At 48.8% G+C, this 23367-nt stretch carries 19 protein-coding genes; 11 read left to right on the top strand and 8 right to left on the bottom strand.

The window, feature by feature from the left end; genetic code table 11:
* Positions 1–2 precede the first annotated feature (2 nt).
* The 3 genes from pta to BTJ40_RS13180 all read right to left on the bottom strand — a co-directional run bounded on the left by pta (position 3) and on the right by BTJ40_RS13180 (position 5240).
* Positions 3–2147 (bottom strand): phosphate acetyltransferase, encoded by a 2145-nt coding sequence (gene pta, locus BTJ40_RS13190; RefSeq protein WP_238152001.1) that lies wholly within the window; start codon positions 2145–2147, stop codon positions 3–5.
* A gap of 32 nt (positions 2148–2179) precedes the next feature.
* The gene (locus tag BTJ40_RS13185; protein ID WP_108733534.1) at positions 2180–3382 is read right to left on the bottom strand and encodes an acetate/propionate family kinase; all 1203 of its coding nucleotides are present in this window, start codon (positions 3380–3382) and stop codon (positions 2180–2182) included.
* A gap of 259 nt (positions 3383–3641) precedes the next feature.
* Complete coding sequence (locus BTJ40_RS13180; protein ID WP_108733533.1) at positions 3642–5240, bottom strand: isocitrate lyase; 1599 nt, start codon at positions 5238–5240, stop codon at positions 3642–3644.
* A 113-nt stretch (positions 5241–5353) separates the two neighbouring features.
* Between BTJ40_RS13180 and BTJ40_RS13175 the strand changes: the two genes are divergently transcribed.
* From BTJ40_RS13175 to BTJ40_RS13135, 9 genes are all read left to right on the top strand, one after another.
* Positions 5354–6289: a LysR family transcriptional regulator gene (locus tag BTJ40_RS13175; RefSeq protein WP_108733532.1), complete on the top strand. Its 936-nt coding sequence runs from the start codon at positions 5354–5356 to the stop codon at positions 6287–6289.
* Between the two features lie 176 nt (positions 6290–6465).
* Positions 6466–8640, top strand: coding sequence for a malate synthase G (locus tag BTJ40_RS13170; RefSeq protein ID WP_108733531.1), 2175 nt, complete (start codon positions 6466–6468; stop codon positions 8638–8640).
* Between the two features lie 264 nt (positions 8641–8904).
* Entirely contained in the window at positions 8905–9447 is a 543-nt protein-coding gene (locus BTJ40_RS13165; protein ID WP_108733530.1) for a hypothetical protein, read from the top strand.
* A gap of 329 nt (positions 9448–9776) precedes the next feature.
* Entirely contained in the window at positions 9777–10016 is a 240-nt protein-coding gene (locus tag BTJ40_RS13160; RefSeq protein ID WP_108733529.1) for a hypothetical protein, read from the top strand.
* Positions 10017–10184: 168 nt separating this feature from the next.
* On the top strand, positions 10185–10409 hold the full coding sequence (locus BTJ40_RS13155; protein ID WP_108733528.1) for a hypothetical protein: 225 nt from the start codon (positions 10185–10187) through the stop codon (positions 10407–10409).
* 373 nt (positions 10410–10782) lie between these two features.
* The gene (locus BTJ40_RS13150; protein ID WP_108733527.1) at positions 10783–12963 is read left to right on the top strand and encodes an FUSC family protein; all 2181 of its coding nucleotides are present in this window, start codon (positions 10783–10785) and stop codon (positions 12961–12963) included.
* Positions 12964–12980: 17 nt separating this feature from the next.
* Positions 12981–13193 (top strand): DUF1656 domain-containing protein, encoded by a 213-nt coding sequence (locus tag BTJ40_RS23185; RefSeq protein WP_108733526.1) that lies wholly within the window; start codon positions 12981–12983, stop codon positions 13191–13193.
* A 116-nt stretch (positions 13194–13309) separates the two neighbouring features.
* Entirely contained in the window at positions 13310–14317 is a 1008-nt protein-coding gene (locus BTJ40_RS13140; RefSeq protein ID WP_157954063.1) for an HlyD family secretion protein, read from the top strand.
* Positions 14295–15818: an efflux transporter outer membrane subunit gene (locus BTJ40_RS13135; protein ID WP_108733524.1), complete on the top strand. Its 1524-nt coding sequence runs from the start codon at positions 14295–14297 to the stop codon at positions 15816–15818. The genes BTJ40_RS13140 and BTJ40_RS13135 overlap by 23 nt, the downstream gene beginning before the upstream one ends.
* Positions 15819–15856: 38 nt before the next feature.
* On the opposite strand, the gene BTJ40_RS13130 is transcribed toward BTJ40_RS13135, so the two are convergent.
* Positions 15857–17017: an alpha-hydroxy acid oxidase gene (locus BTJ40_RS13130; RefSeq protein ID WP_108733523.1), complete on the bottom strand. Its 1161-nt coding sequence runs from the start codon at positions 17015–17017 to the stop codon at positions 15857–15859.
* A 991-nt stretch (positions 17018–18008) separates the two neighbouring features.
* Between BTJ40_RS13130 and BTJ40_RS13125 the strand changes: the two genes are divergently transcribed.
* The gene (locus BTJ40_RS13125; RefSeq protein ID WP_202862909.1) at positions 18009–18386 is read left to right on the top strand and encodes a GNAT family N-acetyltransferase; all 378 of its coding nucleotides are present in this window, start codon (positions 18009–18011) and stop codon (positions 18384–18386) included.
* 90 nt (positions 18387–18476) lie between these two features.
* Here BTJ40_RS13125 and BTJ40_RS13120 read toward each other — a convergent pair whose 3' ends face one another.
* A complete protein-coding gene (locus BTJ40_RS13120; RefSeq protein ID WP_108733522.1) occupies positions 18477–18905 on the bottom strand; it encodes an Rrf2 family transcriptional regulator in 429 nt (142 codons plus the stop codon).
* A gap of 115 nt (positions 18906–19020) precedes the next feature.
* Here BTJ40_RS13120 and BTJ40_RS13115 point away from each other — a divergent pair, with 115 nt between their 5' ends.
* Positions 19021–19920 carry an NAD(P)/FAD-dependent oxidoreductase gene (locus tag BTJ40_RS13115; protein WP_108733521.1) on the top strand — a complete coding sequence of 300 codons (900 nt, stop codon included), beginning with the start codon at positions 19021–19023 and terminating at the stop codon, positions 19918–19920.
* Positions 19921–20027: 107 nt separating this feature from the next.
* Here the strand turns inward: BTJ40_RS13115 and BTJ40_RS13110 are convergent, their stop codons facing one another.
* From BTJ40_RS13110 to cmoA, 3 genes are all read right to left on the bottom strand, one after another.
* Positions 20028–21413 carry an L-serine ammonia-lyase gene (locus BTJ40_RS13110; RefSeq protein WP_108733520.1) on the bottom strand — a complete coding sequence of 462 codons (1386 nt, stop codon included), beginning with the start codon at positions 21411–21413 and terminating at the stop codon, positions 20028–20030.
* A gap of 188 nt (positions 21414–21601) precedes the next feature.
* On the bottom strand, positions 21602–22579 hold the full coding sequence (cmoB, locus tag BTJ40_RS13105) for a tRNA 5-methoxyuridine(34)/uridine 5-oxyacetic acid(34) synthase CmoB (RefSeq protein WP_108733519.1): 978 nt from the start codon (positions 22577–22579) through the stop codon (positions 21602–21604).
* Between the two features lie 7 nt (positions 22580–22586).
* On the bottom strand, positions 22587–23330 hold the full coding sequence (gene cmoA, locus BTJ40_RS13100; protein WP_108733518.1) for a carboxy-S-adenosyl-L-methionine synthase CmoA: 744 nt from the start codon (positions 23328–23330) through the stop codon (positions 22587–22589).
* Positions 23331–23367: the final 37 nt, after the last annotated feature.

Raw genomic sequence — 23367 nt, 5'->3', positions numbered from 1 at the left:
AACTAGTGAAGTTTGTCCTGAGCCTGGATAGCGGTGAGGGCGATGGTATACACAATATCATCCACCAATGCGCCTCGGGATAAATCGTTCACAGGCTTGCGCAACCCCTGTAGCATTGGTCCGATACTGACCAGATCTGCGCTGCGTTGGACGGCCTTATAGGTAGTGTTGCCCGTATTCAGGTCGGGAAAAATAAAAACCGTTGCCCTGCCGGCGACCGGACTGTTTGGGGCCTTTTGTGCGGCGACATTGCGGATCAGGGCGGCGTCATATTGCAAGGGGCCATCAATAATCAGCTGCGGCCTTTTTTGTTTTGCCAGCTCGGTGGCCTCGCGAACTTTATCGACATCACTGCCGCTGCCGGATGTGCCAGTGGAATAACTGATCATTGCAACCCTGGGCTCTATACCAAATGCCGCTGCGGAATCCGCAGACTGAATGGCTATGGCGGCGAGTTGCTCTGCATTGGGGTCGGGGTTGATTGCGCAATCCCCATAGACCAATACCTGCTCGGGGAGCAGCATAAAAAATATAGAGGATACCAGCTCCTCTCCGGGGGCGGCTTTGATCAATTGCAGGGCAGGGCGAATTGTATTGGCAGTTGTATGGGTGGCACCGGAGACTAACCCGTCCACTTCCCCCAATGCCAGCATCATGGTGCCGAGGACAACGTTATCCTGTAGCTGTTCCAGTGCCACCACCTGTGTCAGTCCCTTTTTTTTACGCAGCGCAACCATGGGCTCAATATAGTGTTCTCTCACTGTCTTGGGGTCGACAATTTCCAATTGCTTGCTGAGTTTCAGTCCCTGCTGCTCCGCAGCTCTGAGGATATCTTTTTTTTCACCCAGCAATACCGGGTGTGCAATCTCTCTTTCCAGGCAGGATTGTGCGGCGCGGATGGTGCGGGGTTCCGTCCCCTCTGGCAATACAATTCGCATGGTGCGGCGACGGGCCAATTCGGTCAGGTGATAGCGAAATGCCGGAGGGGAGAGGCGCTTGGGGATATCGCTTTGCTGACTCAGTGACGCCACCCACTCTTCATCCAGCCGGCTGGCAAAAAATTCCTGCACCCGATCCACCCGGTTCCTATCATCTGACGGGGTACGCAAATTGAAAGTCTGTAATGACATCACCGTGTGCCAAGTGTTGGAAGCCACCAGTAAAATGGGCAGGCCTTTTTCCATTGCCGGGGTGCACAGTTTCAGAATGGCTTTGTCCAGGTGATAGCCACCGGTCAACAGCAAACATCCAATTTTTACCCCGTTCATAACTGCCAGGCAGGCTCCCACTACAACATCAGGTCTATCGGCAGAGGTCACCAGCATGGCTCCGGGCTTAAAACTCCGCAACATATTGGGGAGAGACCGGGAGCAGAAAGTTACTGTGTGCAGTCTGCGGGATTCCAGCTCGCCCTTATTGAGTATCTTCGCATTAAAATGCCTCGCCAGGTCGAGAGCCCGAGGTGAGAGTAGCTCTGCATTCCATGGGATAAAACCGACGATACGCAATGGAATCTGTTTTGAGAGAATTTCGGGAGTGAGGCTGGGAGGGTTTTCTTTTCGAGGCTCCAGCTGGGAGCGCAATCCAATTAAATGGGCTCCGGGCGTGTCCATAATTTCCGCCGGCATACCCACTTTGTTGATGATACACCCCACTACGCGCTTTGCATCCTGGCCGCCATAAATACGCACAGCAAATTCCAACCTCTCCCGGAGTTGTCGAACACAATCACTGGCACCGGTAGATGGGCAAGCGACGAGTACAACTTCCGCATCCAGGGTTTTGGCAATTTGATAATTCAGCTGGTTGGACACTGGGTTGTCACTGCTGGGAAGCACACCCTCGATAACAATGACCTCAGCCTTCGTTGAGATACGCCTGAAACGTGCAAGGATTTCCTCCAGGAGATCCGCCATTTTTCCAGTAGACACCATGGAGTCTGCATGTTCGGCGCTCAGTGAGCTGGGTATGGTCAGGTTGGATGTACGTCGTAAAATTTCAGTGGTGCGCTCGATGGTGCCGTCCGGTGGTGGGGGCTCAGCGACAGGTTTGAAAAATTGTAACTCGATACTTTTTCGATCCAGGGCCCTTATCAGGCCCAGGCTGACAGAGGTGATGCCTGCTCCAGCTTCAAGGGGGACCAGCATAAGGGTTCTCGCGTTGCTGTGATGCAGCATATTTACGACTGTACCAAGCGCGATGTGTCCCGGGCGATCACCCACTCTTCCTTGGTGGGTATTACCAGGATTTTGGGAGACCCCTGCGCGGAGATAAGTCCCTCAGCCTGAGACCTGGTTTTTTGATTGCGCTCCGGGTCCATCTGGTAGCCGAGGGGTTTGAGCCATTCGGTGGTGCGGTTTCGCACCCAGCTGGAGTTTTCTCCGATGCCGCCGGTGAATACCAATGCATCAACGCTAGTGAGGGGAATGGTGTAAGAGGCGATATATTTCGCCAGGCGGTAGCAGAATATTTCCAGTGCGAGTTTGGCGCCTTTATGATCCTTCTTCGCAGCTTGCTCAAGTGTGCGGCAATCGCTGCTCAGGGAGGATATGCCCAGCATTCCGCTCTCTCTGTTGAGTAGTTGCTCAAGAGAGGCCTGGGTATATCCCAGTGCCTGTTGCAAGTGGAGAAGTATTCCCGGGTCCAGGTCGCCACTGCGGCTTCCCATAACGAGCCCTTCCAGGGGCGTAAGCCCCATACTGGTATCCACGCTGCGCCCGCAATTGATGGCGCAGATTGAGGAGCCGCCACCGAGGTGAGCGGCAATTATATTCAGCTCCGTAGTTTGCTTTCCCAATAGCTCAGCACAGCGTTCGCTGACGTACTGATAGCTGCTGCCGTGCATACCGTAGCGACGGATCTTTTGCTCTTCGTACAGCGAATAAGGGAGTCCATAGAGGTAGGCATAAATAGGCATTTGCTGGTGAAAGGCAGTATCAAAGACGGCGACCTGGGGTAGTTGGGGGAAGGCGTCTAGCGATGCGTAGATCCCTTTGAGAGCTGCGGGATTATGGAGGGGGGCCAGGCTATTGCACTCCTCGATGCAGGCAATCACTTTCTGGTTGATCAACACAGAGCTTGAGAAGTGCTCGCCGCCATGGACGACCCGGTGGCCGATAGCTGTCAGTCGATCCTGTAAATCGGACCACGCACTGTCAAACTGTGTCACCAGCTCGTTAATTACGGCTGCGTGGTCAGTATCCAGCGCAAGCCGGTGTGAATCTTCCACTCCCTGGTAGTGCCACTTCAGTTTGGCCTTGGGGGTGCCCAGTGCCTCAGCGATACCCGCGAGATACTCAGCGCCCGAATTCGGGGCCAGTACGGAAAACTTAACCGAGGAGCTGCCGCAATTGATTATCAAAACCAAGGCTTCATCGCTCATAGCGCGCGTATTTCAACCGAAGGTGCTTTAAGGCTAGCTGAGGAGCTGGGTTAGCGAGGGGGAGAAGCTGAGGTAGGGCGTTTTTTGAATAAAAAAGGGCCGCAGTAGCGGCCCAAGTAATAAAAATTGCAGAGACCAAAACGCAGGCAAAATAGCTGTATCGCAGGCAAAATTGCTGTGCTTTGAGTAGAACCCATCGGATTCAAAAAAAAAGAGGCGGCAAGCGCCGCCTCAAATTTACTGGAACCCTATCGGTTGCTTAACCGAACTGGTTCATGGTGTTGTCTTTACCGCCAGCCTTCAGGGCTGCGTCGCCAGCGAAGTACTCTTTGTGGTCGTCGCCGATGTCGGAGCCAGCCATGTTCTGGTGCTTAACGCAGGCGATACCTTGACGGATCTCTTTGCGCTGTACACCTTTCACGTAGCCCAGCATGCCTTGCTCACCGAAGTACTCTTTGGCCAGGTTGTCGGTAGACAGGGCCGCAGTGTGGTAGGTCGGCAGGGTGATCAGGTGGTGGAAGATACCAGCTTCGCGAGCCGCGTCGGCCTGGAAGGTGCGGATCTTCTCGTCAGCTGCTGCAGACAGTTCAGTGTTGTCGTACTCAGCGCTCATCAGGTTGTCGCGGTTGTAAGCGGATACATCTTTGCCTTCTTCAGACCATGCATCGAACACCTGCTGGCGGAAGTTCAGGGTCCAGTTGAAAGATGGGCTGTTGTTGTAAACCAGCTTCGCATTGGGAACCACTTTGCGGATTTCGTCCATCATGCCGCCAATCTGGCGAACGTGGGGCTTCTCGGTCTCGATCCAGATCAGGTCGGCACCGTTCTGCAAAGAAGTGATGCTGTCCAGGATGCAGCGCGCTTCACCAGTGCCCTTGCGGAACTGGAACAGGTTGGAAGCCAGGCGCTTGGGGCGCAGCAGCTTGCCTTCGCGGTTGATGATAACGTCGCCGTTGGCCAGCTCGGATGCGTCGATTTCTTCGCAATCCAGGAACGAGTTGTACTGGTCACCCAGGTCACCCGGCTCATTGGTTACAGCGATCTGCTTGGTCAGGCCGGCGCCCAGGGAGTCGGTGCGGGCAACGATAACGCCGTTGTCTACACCCAGTTCCAGGAACGCGTAGCGAACTGCGCGGATTTTGGCGAGGAAGTCTTCGTGGGGAACGGTCACTTTACCGTCCTGGTGGCCACACTGTTTCTCGTCGGAAACCTGGTTCTCGATCTGGATGCAGCAAGCACCCGCTTCAATCATTTTCTTGGCCAGCAGGTAAGTTGCTTCGGCGTTACCGAAACCTGCGTCGATATCGGCGATGATCGGTACAATATGGGTCTTGTGGTTGTCGATCTTGTCCTGGGCGGCTTTTTCGGCGGCTTTGTCGCCAGCTTCGCGAGCGGCGTCGACTTCACGGAACAGGTCGTTCAGTTCGCGGGCGTCAGCCTGGCGCAGGAAGGTGTAGAGCTCTTCGATCAGGGCGGCTACAGAAGTTTTTTCGTGCATGGACTGGTCGGGAAGGGGACCGAATTCGCTGCGCAGAGCGGCGACCATCCAGCCGGACAGGTACAGGTAGCGACGGTCGGTGTTGCCTTCGAAGTGCTTCTTAATAGAAATCATCTTCTGCTGACCGATGAAACCGTGCCAGCAACCCAGGGATTGGGTGTACTTGGACGAGTCCTTGTCGTAATTCTCCATGTCGGCGCGCATGATATTGGCGGTGTACCTGGCAATATCCAGGCCGTGCTTGAATTTATTCTGGGCACGCATACGGGCAACGGATTCGGGATCGATGGCGTCCCAGGAGCTGCCATGGCTTTCACGGAGCTTTGCTACCGCGTCGATGTCTTGGGTGTAAGTGGACATGACTGTAAATCCTTAAACGGTGACTGCGATTAGGTGTTGAGTATCTTAGGAGTAGTGGCATAATTTGCCTAATTTATTGATTTTATTTTCACTATCGATTTGGCGAATGATGTATGCAACTGGAAAGAGCTGACCTGAACCTGCTGGTTTACCTCGATGTGCTGCTGCGCGAACGCAATGTGACCCGTGCGGCGAATTACCTGGGGCTGTCCCAGCCGGCAATGAGCAATGGTCTGAAGCGCCTGCGGGAGCTGTTTGACGATCCGCTGCTGGTGCGCACCCGCGAGGGCATGATGCCCACGGAACGGGCACTGGAGTTGCAGCCTATGGTGCGTGAGGCACTTTCTTCTATCGATCGTGTCATCCAGCCGAATCGGGATTTTGACCCTGCCAATACCCGCCGCACCTTCCGCATCATGGCCAGTGACTACGCCGAGTCCACCCTGATACCGCCGCTGCTCAAGCAGCTGAGGGACGACGCTCCGGGTATCAGCCTGGACATCATGACACCCAGTGATGTGAGCTTTGTGGATGTGGAGCAGGGCAAAGTGGACATGGTAATCAATCGCTTTGACAGTATGCCGCAGAGCTTCCACCAGGCCACCGTGTGGCGCGATAGCTTCTCCTGTGTGATGCGCGCCGATAACCCGATACTCCGGGACTACAACCTGCAGAGCTACCTGGAGGCCCAGCATATCTGGGTGAGCAAGACCGGTATGGGGGTGGGTGTCGGGGTTAACCCGGAAGATGTACAGCGTTTGGGTTGGGTGGATGAGGCCATAGGTCGCTTGGGCGAGAAGCGGGATATCTCCGTTTTCACCCGTCACTATCAGGTAGCTATGCTGCTGGCTGAACAGAGCGATCTTATTGTAACGGTACCCACTCGCCTGGCTCAGCTGGCCAGTGATAATCCCCGTGTGGTCAGGCGTGATCCACCCCTGGACATTCCCAATCTGGAGTTAAAAATGGCTTGGAGCCCACTGTTGCAACAGAGTGCCCCACATCGCTGGCTGCGCCGTTTAATTCTCGATATTGGCCGCGCTTTGTAACAGTGTTGCAGCAGGGCGGTGTGTCTGCGCGGTTCTATCCGGGCAATCGCACATCTACCGCTTTGTCATAAAAATTCGATCTATGAATAGTGGGAATTGTGTCTATAAATTAGCGGTATGTGGAATTGGCTGTTTAGAATGCCGCTATACCAACAATCAGATGAGAGGCCCTGGGTATGACGGAACGAGTCCAAATCGGCGATCTGCAAATCGCACCAGAACTTTACAACCTGGTTTGCGAGGAGGTGCTTCCAGGAACTGGAGTTAATGCCGAAGCTTTCTGGGCCAAGTTGGAATCAATAATCCACGATCTGGTGCCAGTAAATCGCGCCCTGCTGGAAAAGCGTGATGAATTACAGGAAACAATTGACCGCTGGCATACCGATAATCCCGAAGGGTTCCGTAATCTGGAAGGTTACAAGACCTTCCTGCAGGATATCGGCTACCTCGCTGAAGAGCCGGCAGAGTTCAGTGCATCCACTGAAAATGTCGACGAAGAGATTGCAGTCCTTGCCGGCCCCCAGTTAGTAGTACCGGTGATGAATGCCCGCTATGCACTCAATGCAGCTAACGCGCGCTGGGGCAGCCTGTACGATGCCCTCTACGGTACCGATGTTATCAGTGAAGAGGGTGGGGCCGAAAAAGGAACCGAGTACAACCCGGTTCGTGGCGCTAAAGTGATTGAATATGCGCGCAACTTCCTCGATCAGTCGGCCCCGCTCACCTGCGGCAGTCACGCGGAGGCGGTGCAGTACCGCATCAATGGCTCACTGCTGGAAGTGGTTCAGGCCAACGGCGACATCGCTACCTTAAAAGATGCCAAGCAGTTCGCTGGCTACCTCGGTGACAGCGAAGAGCCCTCCAGTATCCTGTTGAAACAGCATGGTCTGCATTTTGAGATCCAGGTCGATCGCGAGAGCCCCATCGGTAAAACCGATGATGCAGGTATTAAAGATGTGCTTGTGGAGTCCGCACTGACCACCATTATGGATTGCGAGGATTCGGTAGCGGCTGTTGACGCTGAAGATAAAGTGGTGGTTTATCGCAACTGGCTCGGCTTGATGAAGGGAGATCTGAAAGAGACTATCAATAAAGGCGGTAAGACCTTTGAGCGCAAGCTCAATGCGGATCGTGAATACACTACCCCAAATGGCAATCAGCTGACCCTGCCGGGGCGCAGCCTGATGTTCGTGCGCAATGTTGGCCACCTGATGACCAATGATGCAGTGCTGTTTGGCGATGGCCAGGAAATCCCCGAAGGAATTCTCGATGGTATGATCACCAGCCTGATCGCTTTGCACGATCTCCGTGGTGAGAGCCCGATCAAGAATTCCCGTGAAGGCAGTATCTATATCGTAAAACCTAAGATGCACGGCCCGGAGGAAGTGGCTTTCGCCAATACTCTGTTTAACCGAATCGAAGATGCACTCGACCTGCCCCGTTACACGGTAAAAATGGGCATTATGGATGAAGAGCGTCGCACCACTGTGAACCTCAAAGCCTGTATTGCCGAAGCGAAAGAGCGTGTTGTCTTTATTAATACTGGCTTCCTGGATCGCACCGGTGACGAGATCCATACTTCCATGCTTGCAGGCCCCATGATTCGCAAGGGTGATATGAAGCAATCCACTTGGATTAGCGCCTACGAAGAGTGGAATGTGGATGTTGGTCTGAACAGTGGTTTGAAGGGCAGAGCACAAATTGGTAAAGGCATGTGGCCAATTCCAGACCAGATGTCAGCCATGATGCACGCTAAGTTGGCCCACCCAATGGCTGGTGCCAACACGGCGTGGGTACCGTCGCCTACGGCTGCTACCTTGCATGCCTTGCACTACCACAAAGTGGATGTGAATCGCCGCCAGGAAGAGATTCAACATCGCCATCACGCTAAGCTGGAAGATATTTTAACGGTTCCGGTAGCGACTGAAACCAACTGGAGTGCAAAAGATATCCAGCTCGAGTTGGACAACAATGCTCAAGGTATTCTCGGCTATGTAGTACGCTGGGTAGAGCAGGGCGTGGGTTGCTCCAAGGTGCCGGATATCAATGATGTCGGCCTGATGGAAGACCGTGCAACCCTGAGAATTTCCTCCCAGCATATCGCCAACTGGCTCAAGCACGGTATCGTTAGCGAAAAGCAAGTGCGTGAAACCATGGAGCGTATGGCTGCTGTGGTAGACCGCCAGAATGCCGGCGACTCCAACTATAACGATATGGCACCGAACTTTGATAAGAGCGTTGCCTTCCAGGCTGCTTGTGAGCTGGTATTTGAAGGTTGTGCCCAGCCGAATGGTTATACCGAACCGGTTTTACATCGCCGCAGACGTGAATTTAAGGCTCTAAAAGTTTAATTGTTGACTTGGTTGTACTTCAGAAAAAAGGCCCCATTAGGGGCCTTTTTTATTTTTTGGATTATCTGAACCATTTATTATCAGGTTTGAACTCAATTGTTTCAGTCTAATCCACTTTATTTTCGGTAAACTTGTTGCTTCGTCTCTGCTTTTAACTATTATCATGAATTCCTGGTTGGTAAGGTTGGACGCATTCAATGCTTCTTAAGAGGCCGGGTGGTTAAGGCTCGGTAACTATTAAATGGTACATTCTAAAGGGTTGTAATGAGCAAAAGGAAAATTCTTGCGCGGTGTGTTTCGGGTTTGGTTTGTGCGGGTTTACTATTCTCTTTGTATCCGTTTTTAGAAAGCTTAAAGCCATCTTCAGCTATTGAAAAGCCCCTAAAAGTTAATATTCTCTCGATTCCAAAAGGTAAAGTACGTGTCTTTGAACATGAGGGTAGACCCTTAGCAGTTTATCGACCTACTGAGGAATATGCCAAAGATCTTATTGCTAACAATAAGTTGACAAATGGCCCTTACTATAAAGAAGGAGCTGTACCTGAATTTTTTGCTTATTATCGGCAAAGTACATATAAAGGGTGTTTTCTTTACGAGTCAAAAGAATATAGTCCGTTCAAAAATGAAGTGCCACTGCAAGGTCTATTTGATCCTTGTCATATGGGATTTTGGGATTATTCGGGTAGGTTTATCAATGGCGTTAATATGCCGAAAGGGGTTGTACTTAAAAATCTCGAAGTAGTCGGTAGTTATCAGTCGAAGGGCGAAGGAATTGTTCAGTTTCCGAAAATTACTTATACAAAATAAATGAGCTTCAATATTTTTTCTATTGCTGATATATAGATATAACATCTGGCTAATTATTTAGGTTGAGAAAATATTCCCATAGCGTTTCAGTTTTAGCAGAGCAAAACAGTGATGAGATTCCATTTTTCTACTGATGCTCATCCCGTAGTTAATTCTCAGAAAATTTCCTTATATCTGGACTGGTAATATCGCTATCTGGGTTTTCCTCGATTTGTTCAGCACAGGTGCATGGTGGCGATACTATTATAGATTCGGAGTTGCTTAGTGAAGGGCTTTCTTGTAGTGAAGACCCTGTCTTAATTATTGAGGGTCCTGGCGGAGAACTTACCATGGGAGGAGATGGTTCGATTGAGCGTAGCACTGACGGTGTCGGAATCCTTGCGGCAGGGGACTATGCCCGTCTTAATAATGGCGTTATCAGAAACTGCCAGAGTGGATTGTCACTTGTAGAGAGTGGCTTTCATACGGTGATTGGTGTAATGATAGAGGAATTCAGCGAAAACGGTATTTATGCCGTTCGTGATGGCAAGGTTATACACCAGAACATCGTTCCAATACCTCTAACATGAATGCTTAGGGTATCGTACTCGGGAGAGAGTAATTTGGCTTTAGCTTGAAGTGTTTCGGGCATTGATATTTACGGGATCACTGGCGTTGGTTTTTTCTCTTATATCGGAAGCAATTATCTGGAAGACAATGTTCTTGGTACAAAGATTGGGGCGGTAGTAATTGATGGAATGTCTGTTGGTACGTCATATTGTGTTGTCGCCAGTAATACCGAATCTAACAGTAGTGAAACAGGCATTTCTATTGGCGGCCCTTATGATTTGCCAAACCAGATTAATATCATAACTGGAAATTCAGTTTCAGGGAGCGGTCTTGATGATCTTTTAGATGATAATGAAGCTTCAGAATGGAGTGCCGATGTTAATGTCTGGTCTGCAAAGACGGTTGGCACATAACTTCTATATTGTTTTAAAGATCTATGAGTAATAGGTGCTTTGAGGATGGTAAATTCCATAAGAGGTTTTTTCTGAAGCTCTTTTAATAGAAAAGTGCACCAAAGTCTCTCTTGGTTGCTTATGGAGCTTTTCTAGAAAAGCAGTTCTGACTGCCAATAAATAACCTCTAGTCGTAAGATTGAGCTTTTATAGTTATTGTTGGTTTATAAGACAGTAGCTCTCACACCACCTGCAATTTAATCGCTGATTTCTCAACTCTTTTATATGCCATACTCCCTTTTGGCTATCCATTATAGCTTTAGGAATAACTATATTGCTGCGTCATAGATCAAATAGGCGATGCAACAGTGAGTAGGAATGGTCGGAGAAGGCTTTGCAGTTATCTCGTAATGCTAAAGAGTCGTTTAAGCTAGCAACAGCTTTAGTAATCGTTTATGCCATCGCCTTGGGTCTAAATTGGGAAAAACCTTTTTGGGGGGGATTTGCTGTTATTGTTTGCAGCCAGGCAAATCTTGGGCAGTCGTTAAATCGTGCTATTTTGTGGATTTTAGGGACACTATTTGCTTTGCTGGCCGGTTGGATAATCGTCGCATTATTTCCCCAGGATCGCTGGTTGTTTATGATAGCGCTATCTATTTGGGTATCTATCTGTGTTTATTTTTTACAGCGATCTAACTACCAATATTTTTGGGTGACAAGTGGTTATGTCATCTTATTGTTGTGGGATGTGACTGGCGGTGATTTTTCTATCTCCTATAAGGCAGGTGTCTTAAGGATTCAGGAGTCCTTGCTCGGAATAATCGTCTATGGGCTGATAGCTGTTTTAATCTGGCCTAATTGTAGTCGAGGTGAATTAAAGCGAGCATCCTTGGAATTATTGAGAGAACATCGACGATTTGTGGATGGTTGTTTTACTCGAGTTAAAAGCGGCGAGAAAGTAAAGATCAGGCGTAAAAATCGTGTCGCTCTTTTAGATCTGGATACGCGCTTACAGACAGCTATTAGTGATGCGAGCTCTGATAGTTACGAGGTGTGGGAGTGTCGAAAGCAGTGGAATCACTTTGGTCACTGTGCGACAGCCGTCACGCAATCCCTCCTAAAGTTAGAAGAAAGCCTGGCGCTCTCAGGTGACCTGGGTATATCGAAATTCCTTATTGGTGTGGATGAATATATGTCAGATATAGAGGGGCGTCTCGCGCAAGTGGAGATTGCACTCTCAGGTGATAGGTCGGCGGATAGCGCCAATGAGCGAGTGGTTCGAGGAAATATTGAAGAGGTAAAGAGATTGTCAACCTTTGAAACCGCTGCTTTATCGGTTACTAGAAAATCCTTAAATGATTTGGAGGTAGAAACTCGATCTTTAATTGATTCGGTAAATGATATACAAATCCTGGGTGATTCCTATTCTAAACGTGTAAATAGTGATGGTATAGGATGGCTTGGTGCGTTAATTCCCGACCCGGACAGGCTGATTAATATTGTCCGTGTGCTGATGGGAATGTGGATTGCTTACCTGGCTTATCTGTTTATTCCTGATATGATTGGTGGGTTGCTGGTTATGTTGCTGATAACAGTAATAGGTATTCTTGCAGCAATGACCCCAAAGATTCAATTGTTTGAAACCTGTACTTTCACAATTCTAGTTTGCATCTTGTCGGCACCTATATATTTCTTTCTTATGCCAAAGTTGCATGGCTTTTATTCTCTGGCAGTTGTGATATTTTTATGGACTTTTGTAGTAAGCTTTTCTTCGAACAGAGTCTTTGGACCCCAATCAATGATCCGAACGTTAGTTCTGATTTTTCCGCAGATTATTTTCAATTTTAACAATATCCAAGAGTATAGTTTTGTAGTTTATACAAACTATCTATTTGTGTTGGCAATTATTTTCTGTATCTTGGCGGTTTCCAGGAATATTCCTTTTACTTCCCACCCGGAAATAAATTTAAAGAGGAATATTGATAGAATTCTCAATAGTGCAGCGTGGCTGGTAGTGGAGGGTGATATCCCGGAGAAAAAGAGAAAGTCAATATTTTTTAGATTATACATATTGTACCACCTAAATATCATTATGATCGCTAGAAAGAATGTTTTTTATTGGGTGGAAGGTATTTCTGATAAAAATATGCGAGGAATGACTAGAAACCAGATGCAAAGCATTATTGGTTTGGTTATGTTGATATCTAATCAGGTTAAAATTTTATACAGGATAGATAAGAAAAAAATGAATTTTGTGGCGCCTAAAAAATTGCTCCGAGAAGCGTTTATATGGAGGAGGCTTGCCAGCAAAATACTTATTTATTTATCTGGTAGTAATCAAGCGGTTGATATTGAATCTCTGCGGAGAGGTTATAGGAGGATTTTTGAAAGAGCGAACATCGATGTTGGTGAGTTAATGGAGTTGAGGGAGTGTAGTGAAAAATCTAAGGAGGGTGTAACAAATTTCCTGTATTTCTTGGGTGTTACGCACTGTATTAATAATTATCTGACAGAGTTTCGTCGTCTTTCAGAGTCTGTGGATTGGAAGGCCTTCTGTGAGGAAAGGTGTCTTTAATGTTTTTAGGATTTTAAATGCAAAGGGTACCGCATGATATATCAATAGGCAGTTTCTACCTGTCTCCAATATTGGTGATAGCTCTGTTTGGTGTTATTGCGGCATTACTCACGGCCAGGTTGTTGGATCGATATCGCTTGTCTCGATACTTTGCAAACCCGCCGGTTGTCATTATTTCTCTCAGTATGATTTATGCAATTATTATAGGAAGGGTGTTTTTAGGAATATAGTAGTGGCTAAATATAGAAAATATATTTTGACTGGAGTGATAGTGTTTTTAGCTTTACTGCTACTCATCCTTCAGTTCTGGAGGTATCTAAATAACCCTTGGACCAGAGATGGTAAGGTGCAGGCGGATATTATACAGGTTACTCCCAGGGTAACTGGTCAGGTAGTTGAATTGCCGATTAAGAATAATCAGTTTATTAAGGCTGGAGAGCTTTTGTTTCAGATTGATCCTCGAATATATGAGGCAGCCTTAGAAGAGGCCAAGGCAGAGTACGAGGAAGCTCTCGATACTTACCGGGCTCAAAACAAGAATGTTCTCGCTTATGAAGCTAGAATTAGGGAGTCCATAGCAAATATTGATCTCGCTAAAAGCAATATCGGCGCTCTTGATGCGGAAGTCGCAAGAACCAAGGCCGAGTACGATCGGCAGAGAGAACTATTACCGCAGAGGGCGACATCAGTAAGGGCATTACAAGCTGCTCAGGCTGAATATGAATCCACAATTGAGTATCGAGCGGGTGCAGAAGCCAGTTTGGTGGAATCTATGGCTGCTTTGGAGCAGTCGCAAGCGGAGCTGGAGCAGGTTAGAGCTCAATTGGGCGCACTCGGAGCAGACAATCCGGGCGTTCGTGCAGCTTATGCTCTCGTGGAGCAGGCACGGCTAAATCTGGAGTACACAACGGTCGTTGCTCCGGTTTCTGGTTATGTGACCAATATAGATTTTCGTTACGGTGATCAGGCGGTTGCCAATCAGCCTGCACTTTCTGTAGTTGATATAAGTACCTTTCGCATTGATGGCTTTTTCCGCGAGACTTTCGTTCGTCGAATTGCTCCGGGAGATAAAGCCTTTATGAAGTTAATGGCTTACCCTCATCTTGAGTTGGAAGGGTATGTTGAGAGTATTGGCTGGGGTATTGCCCGCAAGGATGGAACTGCAGGTAATGACTTATTACCAATGGTAAATCCCACATTTGACTGGATTCGCCTCGCACAGCGAATTCCCGTTAGGATTCATCTGACAGAAGTTCCTGAGGCCGTAAAGCTTCGTGTTGGATTTACCAGCTCAGTGCTAGTAATGAGCAATTCTGCGGGCACCGAGCAAGATGAACCGGTGCAATCCCAGTAAGCTAGGAAATTCTAATTTATTGCGGCTGCTAAGCTATTTGGTGGCAATATTTCTATATTTTAGTAGTGGGTGCATGCTTGGGCCAGATTATCAGCCACCTCCAGTTGAGATTGAAAACCAGTGGATTGACCAACACAGTAGTAATTTAGATACGCTCGAAGCTGTTAATCCGTTATGGTGGCAGTGGGCATTTTCAGATGTGACACTGGATGAGTTAGTTTCCCTGGCAATAGAAAATAACCTTGAACTAAGATCTGCTGCACTTAGGGCGCTTCAGGCTCAGCAGGTGCTTGCGATTGCTATTGGCAATCAATTTCCGCAAACACAACAACTTGATATACTTATTGATCGATCAAAGTATGTTCGGTCGGGTATCACAGGGAATGTACAGAGCGAGTTTTACCCGAATTTTAATCTAACCTGGGAGCTGGACACCTGGGGGCAGCTTAGACGCCTGGTCTATTCAGCCGCTGCGGATTTCGAAGCAAGTATCGCGGACTATGATGGTGCTCTGGTATCTATCATCGCTCAAGTTGCGCAGACTTATATCAATATTCGCACGACGAAGCGCCGATTGGAGGTGGCTCGGGAAAATATACGTGTGCAAAGAGAGGGTTTACGAATTGCGGAAGTAAAGTTTCGCGCTGGGGAGGTCAGTGCTTTAGATGCTGAGCAGGCCCAGGCGTTGTTAAGTAATACTGAGGCAAGTGTCCCAGGCTTGGAAATTACATTACAGCAACTGGAAAACGCACTAGCAATTCTCTTAGGAGTAACCCCATACACCTTGAGGCATATTATATCTTTCCCAGCAACAATACCGCATGTTCCAAGTGTGGTCACAGTTGGTATGCCGCAGGATCTATTACGTCAGCGCCCTGATATTCGGGCTGCGGAGCGTAGGCTGGCTGCTCAAGGAGAACAAATTGGTGTGGCCCGGGCAGAGCTTTATCCGAATTTTATTATTGGAGGAGAAATAGGATCTATTGATATCAGGGGAGGGCAACTTAATGGCAGCAGTGCCGCTTGGGATATATTTGTTGAATTTGAATGGAACCTTTTTAATTATGGAAGGCTTCGCAGTAATGTTCGGCTGCAAGATGCTATCTTTCAACAACTTGTTTCCGACTACCAACAGATCGTTCTTCAGGCCCAAGCTGACGTGGAGAATGCCATAGTTGCCTATATAAAATCACAGCAGCAATTGTCTCATTATCAAGTAGCTGCAGAAGCTTCTAGAAAATCTGTCGATATTTCACTATCCCAGTACACCAATGGACAAGTTGAATACGATACAGTGATAACCACCTTGATTTCTGATGTGCAGCAACAAGACATTTTAGCGGTAGCACTAGGTGCCGTAGCTACTAATCTCGTACAGGTATATTTATCTTTGGGGGGAGGTTGGCAGATCCAAGATGGAGTACCGCCATTTCAGCTGCTCCCACAGGAAATTCAGGAGGAAATGCGTCAAAGAACCCCCTATTGGAACAAGGTGGAATGAGAAAATATTGAGGCTTGCTCTCTTTCACCAATAAAAAACTAATTGGACAAAGTCACTTTCCCATGTAGATCCTTTATAGTTTTTGCCCCGATCTGTTGCATCACTTGTGTTAATTGAGCTTTAAGCAGATAGATAGCGTGATCAGCCCCTTCTTCGCCTAGCGCGCAAACACTAAACATAAAAAATCGCCCAAGAAAGCTGAATTTTGCCCCTAATCCGTAAGCGCCAGCAATATCTGCCCCGGACCTTATTCCGCTATCGATAGTTATAGGGATCTTTTCCTGGTAGCTGGAGAATCTCGTTAATAAGGGCAGGGTAGCTTCTCCCAAATCGAGTTGCCGTGCACCATGGTTGGATAGGATTACTCCATCTGCGCCCAGTTTGATGGCTTTTTGTAGGTCTAACTCATTTGTTATTCCTTTAATGATAAGCTTGTGGGGCCATTTGTTTCGTATGCTCATTAAACTATCAAAATCTAATGGGCCCATAGTTGTGGTATTCATAAATTCGGTTAATTCGAGCTTTTTATTTTTGGTGCCAGTGTATGATTCAAGGTTTTTAAACCGAGGTAAGCCGTATTTTATTGTGGACAGGCTCCAGTGTGGTCTTAGTATCGCCTGCCAGATATTTTTGACGGTCAGCTTTGGTGGCATTGCCAACCCATTGTGGAAATCTCTGGGGCGCAATCCAAAGGTAGGTACATCAATTGTTATAACAAGGTGCTTGTACTGAGCCGAATTAAGCCGGGATAGTAAATCAGATAGAATTGCAGACTCTGTTGGATTATATAGCTGGTACCAGGCTGTTCCATTTGAGACTTCGGAAATTCGTTCTAGTGATTCTGAGGATACTGTACTGAGAATGAAGGGAATATTGTGTTTATAGGCCGCCTTGGCAAGAATCACCGGAGCATTCGGCCACATCAGCCCTTGAAGGCCTATGGGTGCCATACCGAATGGCGCGCTGTACGGGCTTCCGAACAGGCTACAACTTAAATCCGGCGTTAAGTTTGGGCGGATGTACTCGGGAGTAAACTTTATAGAATTGAAGGCTAGACGATTGCGGTGCAATCCAATATCGTCCATGCAACCTTCTATTAGGTATTCATAGGAGAACTTGGGGATTTTCTGCTTTGCCCTCTTTCTTAGTCTTTCGGAACTTGCGAAGTGACGGTTAAATAGATTGTTGTACTCGGTCACAAGTGGGCTCTCCCAGGTTGTACTAGTTCCTAGGTTAGTCTATCTGGTTGGTGAGTGCCTCTTCGGGGTAGAGTTAAGGTTGTTAAGAGGGCTTCTGGCGCTTGAGTACCTGGAGGTACCTATATGGAGACAATTAAGTGCGAACTTTCTGCTAGTCCGTGAATCTATTTGAGTTGTCTTGATCGTGAAAGCTGGAAGAAGGTTTTTTTTCGGGTTTCACTCTATCTTTTTATGTGATTTTTTGCTTAATGATTTGACGCTTTGTGGATGTTGAGGGCTTGTGATGTCTCTCACGATGGGGTGAGCCTCCAATTTTCTATTAGCCCTTTTGGAATTTAAGATGAGTTTAATTATGTTTAATTGCCATTCATGTAGTCAAAAAATAAATAATCGTTTTTTTGATAAATGTATGTATTGTGGACATCCAATCCCCGAGGAGCAAAGGCTATCTACCGATGAGAAAGAGGCGATAAGAAGACGTAAAGACAAAGCTGCATAAAGAGTATCAAGCAAGTCATAAGGCTAAAATGAAAGAAAAGAGGATTGGGTCGTCACTCCAAGATAGTTCAGTTGATTTTTTTGACGATCTTTAAAATATAGTTTTCTTTTGAGTATGGATATCCTAAGAGTTATATATCGTAAAACTTAATATTTAGGGGGCTGGCAGGCTTCCTGCTCTTTACGCTGAGTTTCCCTGGAAATTCCTCCAAAGGAAGAGTGTGCAGGATTAATATGGAGATTTGACCGAGAAATCGAGTAGATATGTGAGAATAGTAATTATTGCTGGTATGCAAGAGAGTTGCCAGATCATTGTAGAAATAGATAGACTGGAAATTTTTTTACCTGGATTGACTTTAAGGAAGTACATTGAACATAACAATAAGACATCTGGAAGAATCCAATAACAGGAGTCTATTCGAGATTCACAGTTTTACATCAGTGAACGAAAACACTTCGCAATTACCTTTCTTAAGTTCTGATACAGTAGCCAATTTTTTCCGATCCGAATAACTATACCCTAATTGCAGAGTTAGATACTAAAGTCGTCGGGTATGTCATTCTGTTCTTAACAAACAAAGTCAGGGATAGGCATAGCGCTTTGTTGGCGATTGCGATTCATCCCGAGTATCACGGTCGGGGATTAGGCCGGATGTTGATGGGGGAAGTGCTGAATCAAGCTGATAATTGGCTAAACCTGATCCGGTTGGAGCTGGAAGTCCATGTTGATAATGACTCTGCGATAGCTCTTTATAAGGCATCAGGTTTTCAAGTGGAGGGCACCAAGCGGCTCAGTACATTTAAAGCAGGCCGCTATATGGATATGTTGCTGATGTCCCGGATACACCCTGAGTACCTATCCAAGGCTTAGTGCATGCTTGGCTGTTCCATGATAGAGCTGGGTAATTGGGAAACTTAAAATAGAAGGTTGAGTTTCCCTGACAGCTCAGGGCCTCGGGAACTAGTCCGAGGTTTCTGGAGGTTCGAAATCTCTCCCCAGTTGATCCAGGGTGATCTCACCAAATCGAGCGAGCAAAATACTTTCTGCCTCGTCCATTGCATCTTTTAGGGCGGCATTTACTGCCCGTTCAATGATGCAGTTACTGTGTTCGTCTGTGAGGCCAATGGTAAATACTGAACTGTCTCCCAAGGCTTTATGGATATCCAGGAGCGTAATTTGATCCAGAGTTGTCGCGAGAGACCAGCCCCCATTGTGCCCTTTACTGGAGTGCACGTACCCCTGATCCCGCAATAGCGCCATGGTTCTGCGTGCTACCACTGGATTAGTGAGTAGCATAGTTGCCATCTTGTCTGAGGTAACCGGCTTGTCGGTCATGTTCAAATGGATAAGGACATGAAGTGCCCGGGATAGTCGGCTGTCTTTACGCATAGTTCACCTAGATTTCTAATCTTTTAGTTTATCACGAAACTTTTTCTGTTACGTGTGTTGTACAGGTTTGTTTTTTGTGTAACAATAAAAGTTACATGATATCGGAGGAGTGACTGTGGATACGGATGTATTGATCATCGGTGGTAGTTTTGCCGGTTTATCTGCGGCTATGCAGCTTGTTCGTGGGCGGCGAAAGGTCGTCGTGTTGGATGCCAATAAACCCCGAAATCGCTTTGCGAAGGCCTCTCATGGTGTATTTTGCCTGGATGGTAAGACTCCAGGGGAGATCCGCGCCACGGCCTTAACCCAGCTGAAGGCATATTCGAGCTTTCAATTGGTTGAAGGTGCCGCGGACAGTGTGGAGATTCAGGAAGAGGGTTTTGCTGTTACTGGACAGGGTGATAGCACTTTTAAGGCGAAGAGGCTGATTCTGGCAACTGGTATTTCGGATCAACTGCCCGATATTCCAGGGGTAAAGAAGCGCTGGGGTAGGAGTGTGATTCACTGTCCCTATTGCCACGGTTATGAGCTGAGTGATCGCCCTTTAGGTGTGCTGGCTACCAGTGAGCTGTCTTTCCATCAGGCGGCGATGATTCCCGATTGGGGCGCTACCACCTTGTTTACCCAGGGGCAGTTTAATCCTGAGGGTGAGGTGCTAGATCACTTGTTGGCTCGAGGAGTGATGCTGGAGAAAGCTCCAATTACCCAGCTGGAAGGAGAGGGGGATAGCTTAAGTGAAGTTGTTTTAGCGGATGGCCGCAGGGTGCCACTGGAGGGGCTCTATGTGAGTCCTAAAGCTGAGATGTCTTCCCCTTTTATCAGCCAATTGGGGCTGGAATTGGAGGAGTCGTTTACTGGATGGATTGTAAAAGTGGATCCCTTTAAGGAGACTTCTGAAAGGGGGGTCTTTGCTGCAGGGGATTTATCCAATCCGATGCAAAGCGGAACCTTCGCGATAGCATCCGGTACCATGGCGGGTGTCGGAGCCCATCGCTCGTTGATATTTAACCAGTGATGTTTAAAGTTCGGTGAGGGTTCGTTGGAAAAATGCCACAAAAAGAATCTGGTATCTTCAGGGCTAGGTAAGCGGCAGGAGCAGATTTGTGCTCCTGCCGAAAAATATCAGCAGTTCACAGCATTTACCGCGAGCCCGCCGAGAGAGGTCTCTTTGTATTTGCTCTGCATATCGATACCGGTTTGACGCATCGTCTCAATAACGCTGTCCAGCGGTACGATATGGGCGCCATCACCGCGCAGGGCCAGGCGAGCGCCGTTAATAGCTTTTACCGCACCCATGGTGTTGCGCTCGATACAGGGAACCTGCACCAATCCACCGATTGGGTCACAGGTAAGGCCAAGGTTGTGCTCCATACCAATTTCAGCAGCGTTTTCAATCTGCTGGTTGGTGCCGCCCTCTACGGCGGCCAAGCCGGCGGAAGCCATGGAGCAGGCGACGCCAATTTCTCCCTGGCAGCCCACTTCAGCGGCAGAAATAGAGGCATTCTTTTTAAACAGCATGCCGATAGCACCGGCGGTGAGCAGGAATTTCACTACCTGGTCTTTCAATTCACCGTGAATATTGCTGTCGTGGACAAATTCCACGTAGTAGGCGATAACGGCGGGAATCACACCGGCGGCACCGTTGGTGGGCGCGGTGACAATGCGCCCGCGCGCGGCATTTTCCTCATTGACGGCGAGGGCAAAAAGGCTAACCCAGTCGAGAATGGCGAGGCCGTGGTTGCGCTCTTCCGGGCTCTGTTTGCTCAACTCCCGGTAGAGTTCAGCAGCGCGGCGGCGAACATTGAGGCCGCCGGGCAAGATGCCATTCTGATGGCAGCCTCGCTCAATGGAGGCATCCATTACTTTCCAGATATTCCACAAACGGTCTTTGACTTCCTGCTCGCTGCGGAAGGCTTTTTCGTTTTCCATGGCCAGCTCGGCAATAGTCCAACCGTGATGATCACAGATCTTCATCAGCTGTTCTGCACTGCTGAAGTCATAGGGCAGAAGGGTAGCGATCTCCTCTTTGTGAGCGAAATCCTCTTCGGAGAGCACAAAGCCGCCGCCGATGGAGAAGTAGCTGCGCTCGAACAGCAGCTCTTCGCCAGAGTATGCCTGGCAGGTCATTCCGTTGGAGTGCTGTGGAAGAAATTCCTCCATATGGAAAACCAGGTCGCGCTCGCGAATAAACTCGATATCCTGGTCACCATTTAGTGACAGGCGGCGTTCGCTCTGGATTTGTGCCATTTTCTCGTCGATAGAGTCGACATTAATGGTGTCTGGAGATTGACCCAATAGCCCCATCAGTACCGCCATATCGGTGCCGTGACCAACCCCGGTCAGGGCCAGTGAGCCGTATAAATGGACTTGCACGCGGTCTGTGCGGAGTAGTTGGTCCCGGTCTTGCAAATCCTGCACGAATTGGCGGGCAGCAACCATAGGGCCCACCGTGTGGGAGCTGGAAGGGCCAACCCCAATTTTGAAAAGCTCAAAAACGCTAATACTCATAAATATTCTCTGCGCCGGGCTGCATCCTGCGGCAGCCCTCCCTAAAGGATATAGTTGCACTATTTAGGGGCGCACTTTGCCTTATGAGTCGCAACAATCAAGATGGTGCTCTCCATTCCGTACAAAATTCTATTAGCAGCAAATTTTGCGGAATTTATGAGTTCCCAGACCTTAAGCGTATAGACAAGCTACGGCGCTTCCGCGACCAAAACCGCTCTCTTGGGCGCGGGGTGACCTTCTGTGGTTTTGTCTGGCGATTCCGGGTCGAGAAAATCTGCAAGGGATTCGAAGTGCATCCAGTCGGTACGCCGCTGTTCCTCCAGGCTGGTGGTGTTCAAATCTACGGTCCTGGGATTGCGGAAACCGCACTTGCGCAACCAGCTCTCCAGGGTGGCACAGCTGGGGAAAAACCACACATTGCGCATCTTTGCATAGCGGTCTTCGGGTACCAGGCAATCGCCCAGTTTGCCGTCGATAACCAATGTTTCCAGTACAAGCTGGCCGCCGGGGCGGAGGGTCTCGCGCAATTCGCGCAGGTGATCCATGGGTGAACGGCGGTGATAGAGCACCCCCATGGAAAAAGTGGTGTCGAAAGCGCGCAAGTTTGTCGGGAGGGCTTCAATACCCAGGGGCAACAAATCCACCGGTGCTTCCTGGCCCAGGTATTTTTTCAGCGCGTAAAATTGCGCGACAAATTTGGCCGAGGGATCAATACCGATTACGCGGCGCGCGCCGGCGCCGTAGGAACGCCAGCAGTGGTACCCATTGCCACAGCCCACATCGAGCACCAGTCGATTTTTCAGTGGTGCCAGGTGCGGAAGTACCCGATCCCATTTCCAATCGGAGCGCCACTCAGTATTAATATTTAGTCCAAATAACTCCCAGGGGCCTTTGCGCCAGGGGTGTAATTTGCGCAGCTCCCGCTCCAGGGCTTCGAGTTGTTCTGAGCTGGCATCGGCGGCAGTGCCTGCGCTGACCTTGCTGTTGAGTTCGATAGCGGAGGGCGTGATTTCCGGTAGGGCTTCCACCGCTGCACGCCAATCGGGCAGGTCACCCCAGCGATGAGGGCTCAGGTTTTCAGCCACCTGTGTTGGCAGCTGGGCCAGCCAGGTGCGCAGGGCGGGAACGTGTTGCAGGCCTTGATAGAGTTGGGTGTAGTCGATCACGGGGTACTTACTTTTCCGGCGCGCCTTTGATGGCGATTAAAGAGGCAAAATTAAAACACTGAAACCAGACATCGACACTGGTAAAGCCGACATTTTTCAGTCGTGTGCGGTGGGTATCCAGGGTTTCCGGAATTAATACGTTCTCCAGGGCAGAGCGCTTCTGTGCGATTTCCAGCGCGCTGTAACCGTTGGCGGCTTTAAAGGAGTGATGCAGTTCGATCATTAACTCGTTGTGGGCTTTATCGGCGAAATCCACTTTCTCGGAAATAATCAGAATGCCGCCGGGGCGCAAACCATCGTGGATTTTCTGCAGGATTTCCTCGCGCTCTTCCACCGGAATAAATTGCAGGGTGAAGTTGAGCACTACGACCGAGGCATTTTCGATAGCAACGTTTTGCAGGTTGTCGCAGATAAGTTGAACGGGAACCTCACCGCTATCGGCTTCGAGCACTGTGCGCGCCTGATCAACCATGGCTTGCGAATTGTCCACGGCGACGATTTCACAGTCGGCAGCGGGAATGCGATGGCGCATGGCCAGGGTTGCCGCGCACAGGGAGCTGCCCAGGTCATAGCAGCGGCTTCCAGCTTGGGCGTAGCGCTCTGCCAGGGTGCCGATCATGGCTACGATCGTGGTGTAGCCGGGCACGGAGCGCTTGATCATATCGGGAAAAACCTGCACCACCTGGCGATCGAACTCGAAGCCGGCTACCTGGCCCAGTGGGTTTGCATAAATATTGTCGTGTTTACTCATCGGAACTTCGCTAGAGGATAACGGCGATAGATCGGCG

This window comes from Microbulbifer sp. A4B17, from assembly GCF_003076275.1.
Lineage (GTDB): Bacteria > Pseudomonadota > Gammaproteobacteria > Pseudomonadales > Cellvibrionaceae > Microbulbifer.
The sequence above is the reverse complement of the archived record's forward strand: the minus strand, read 5'-3'. Positions and strand labels throughout refer to the sequence as shown.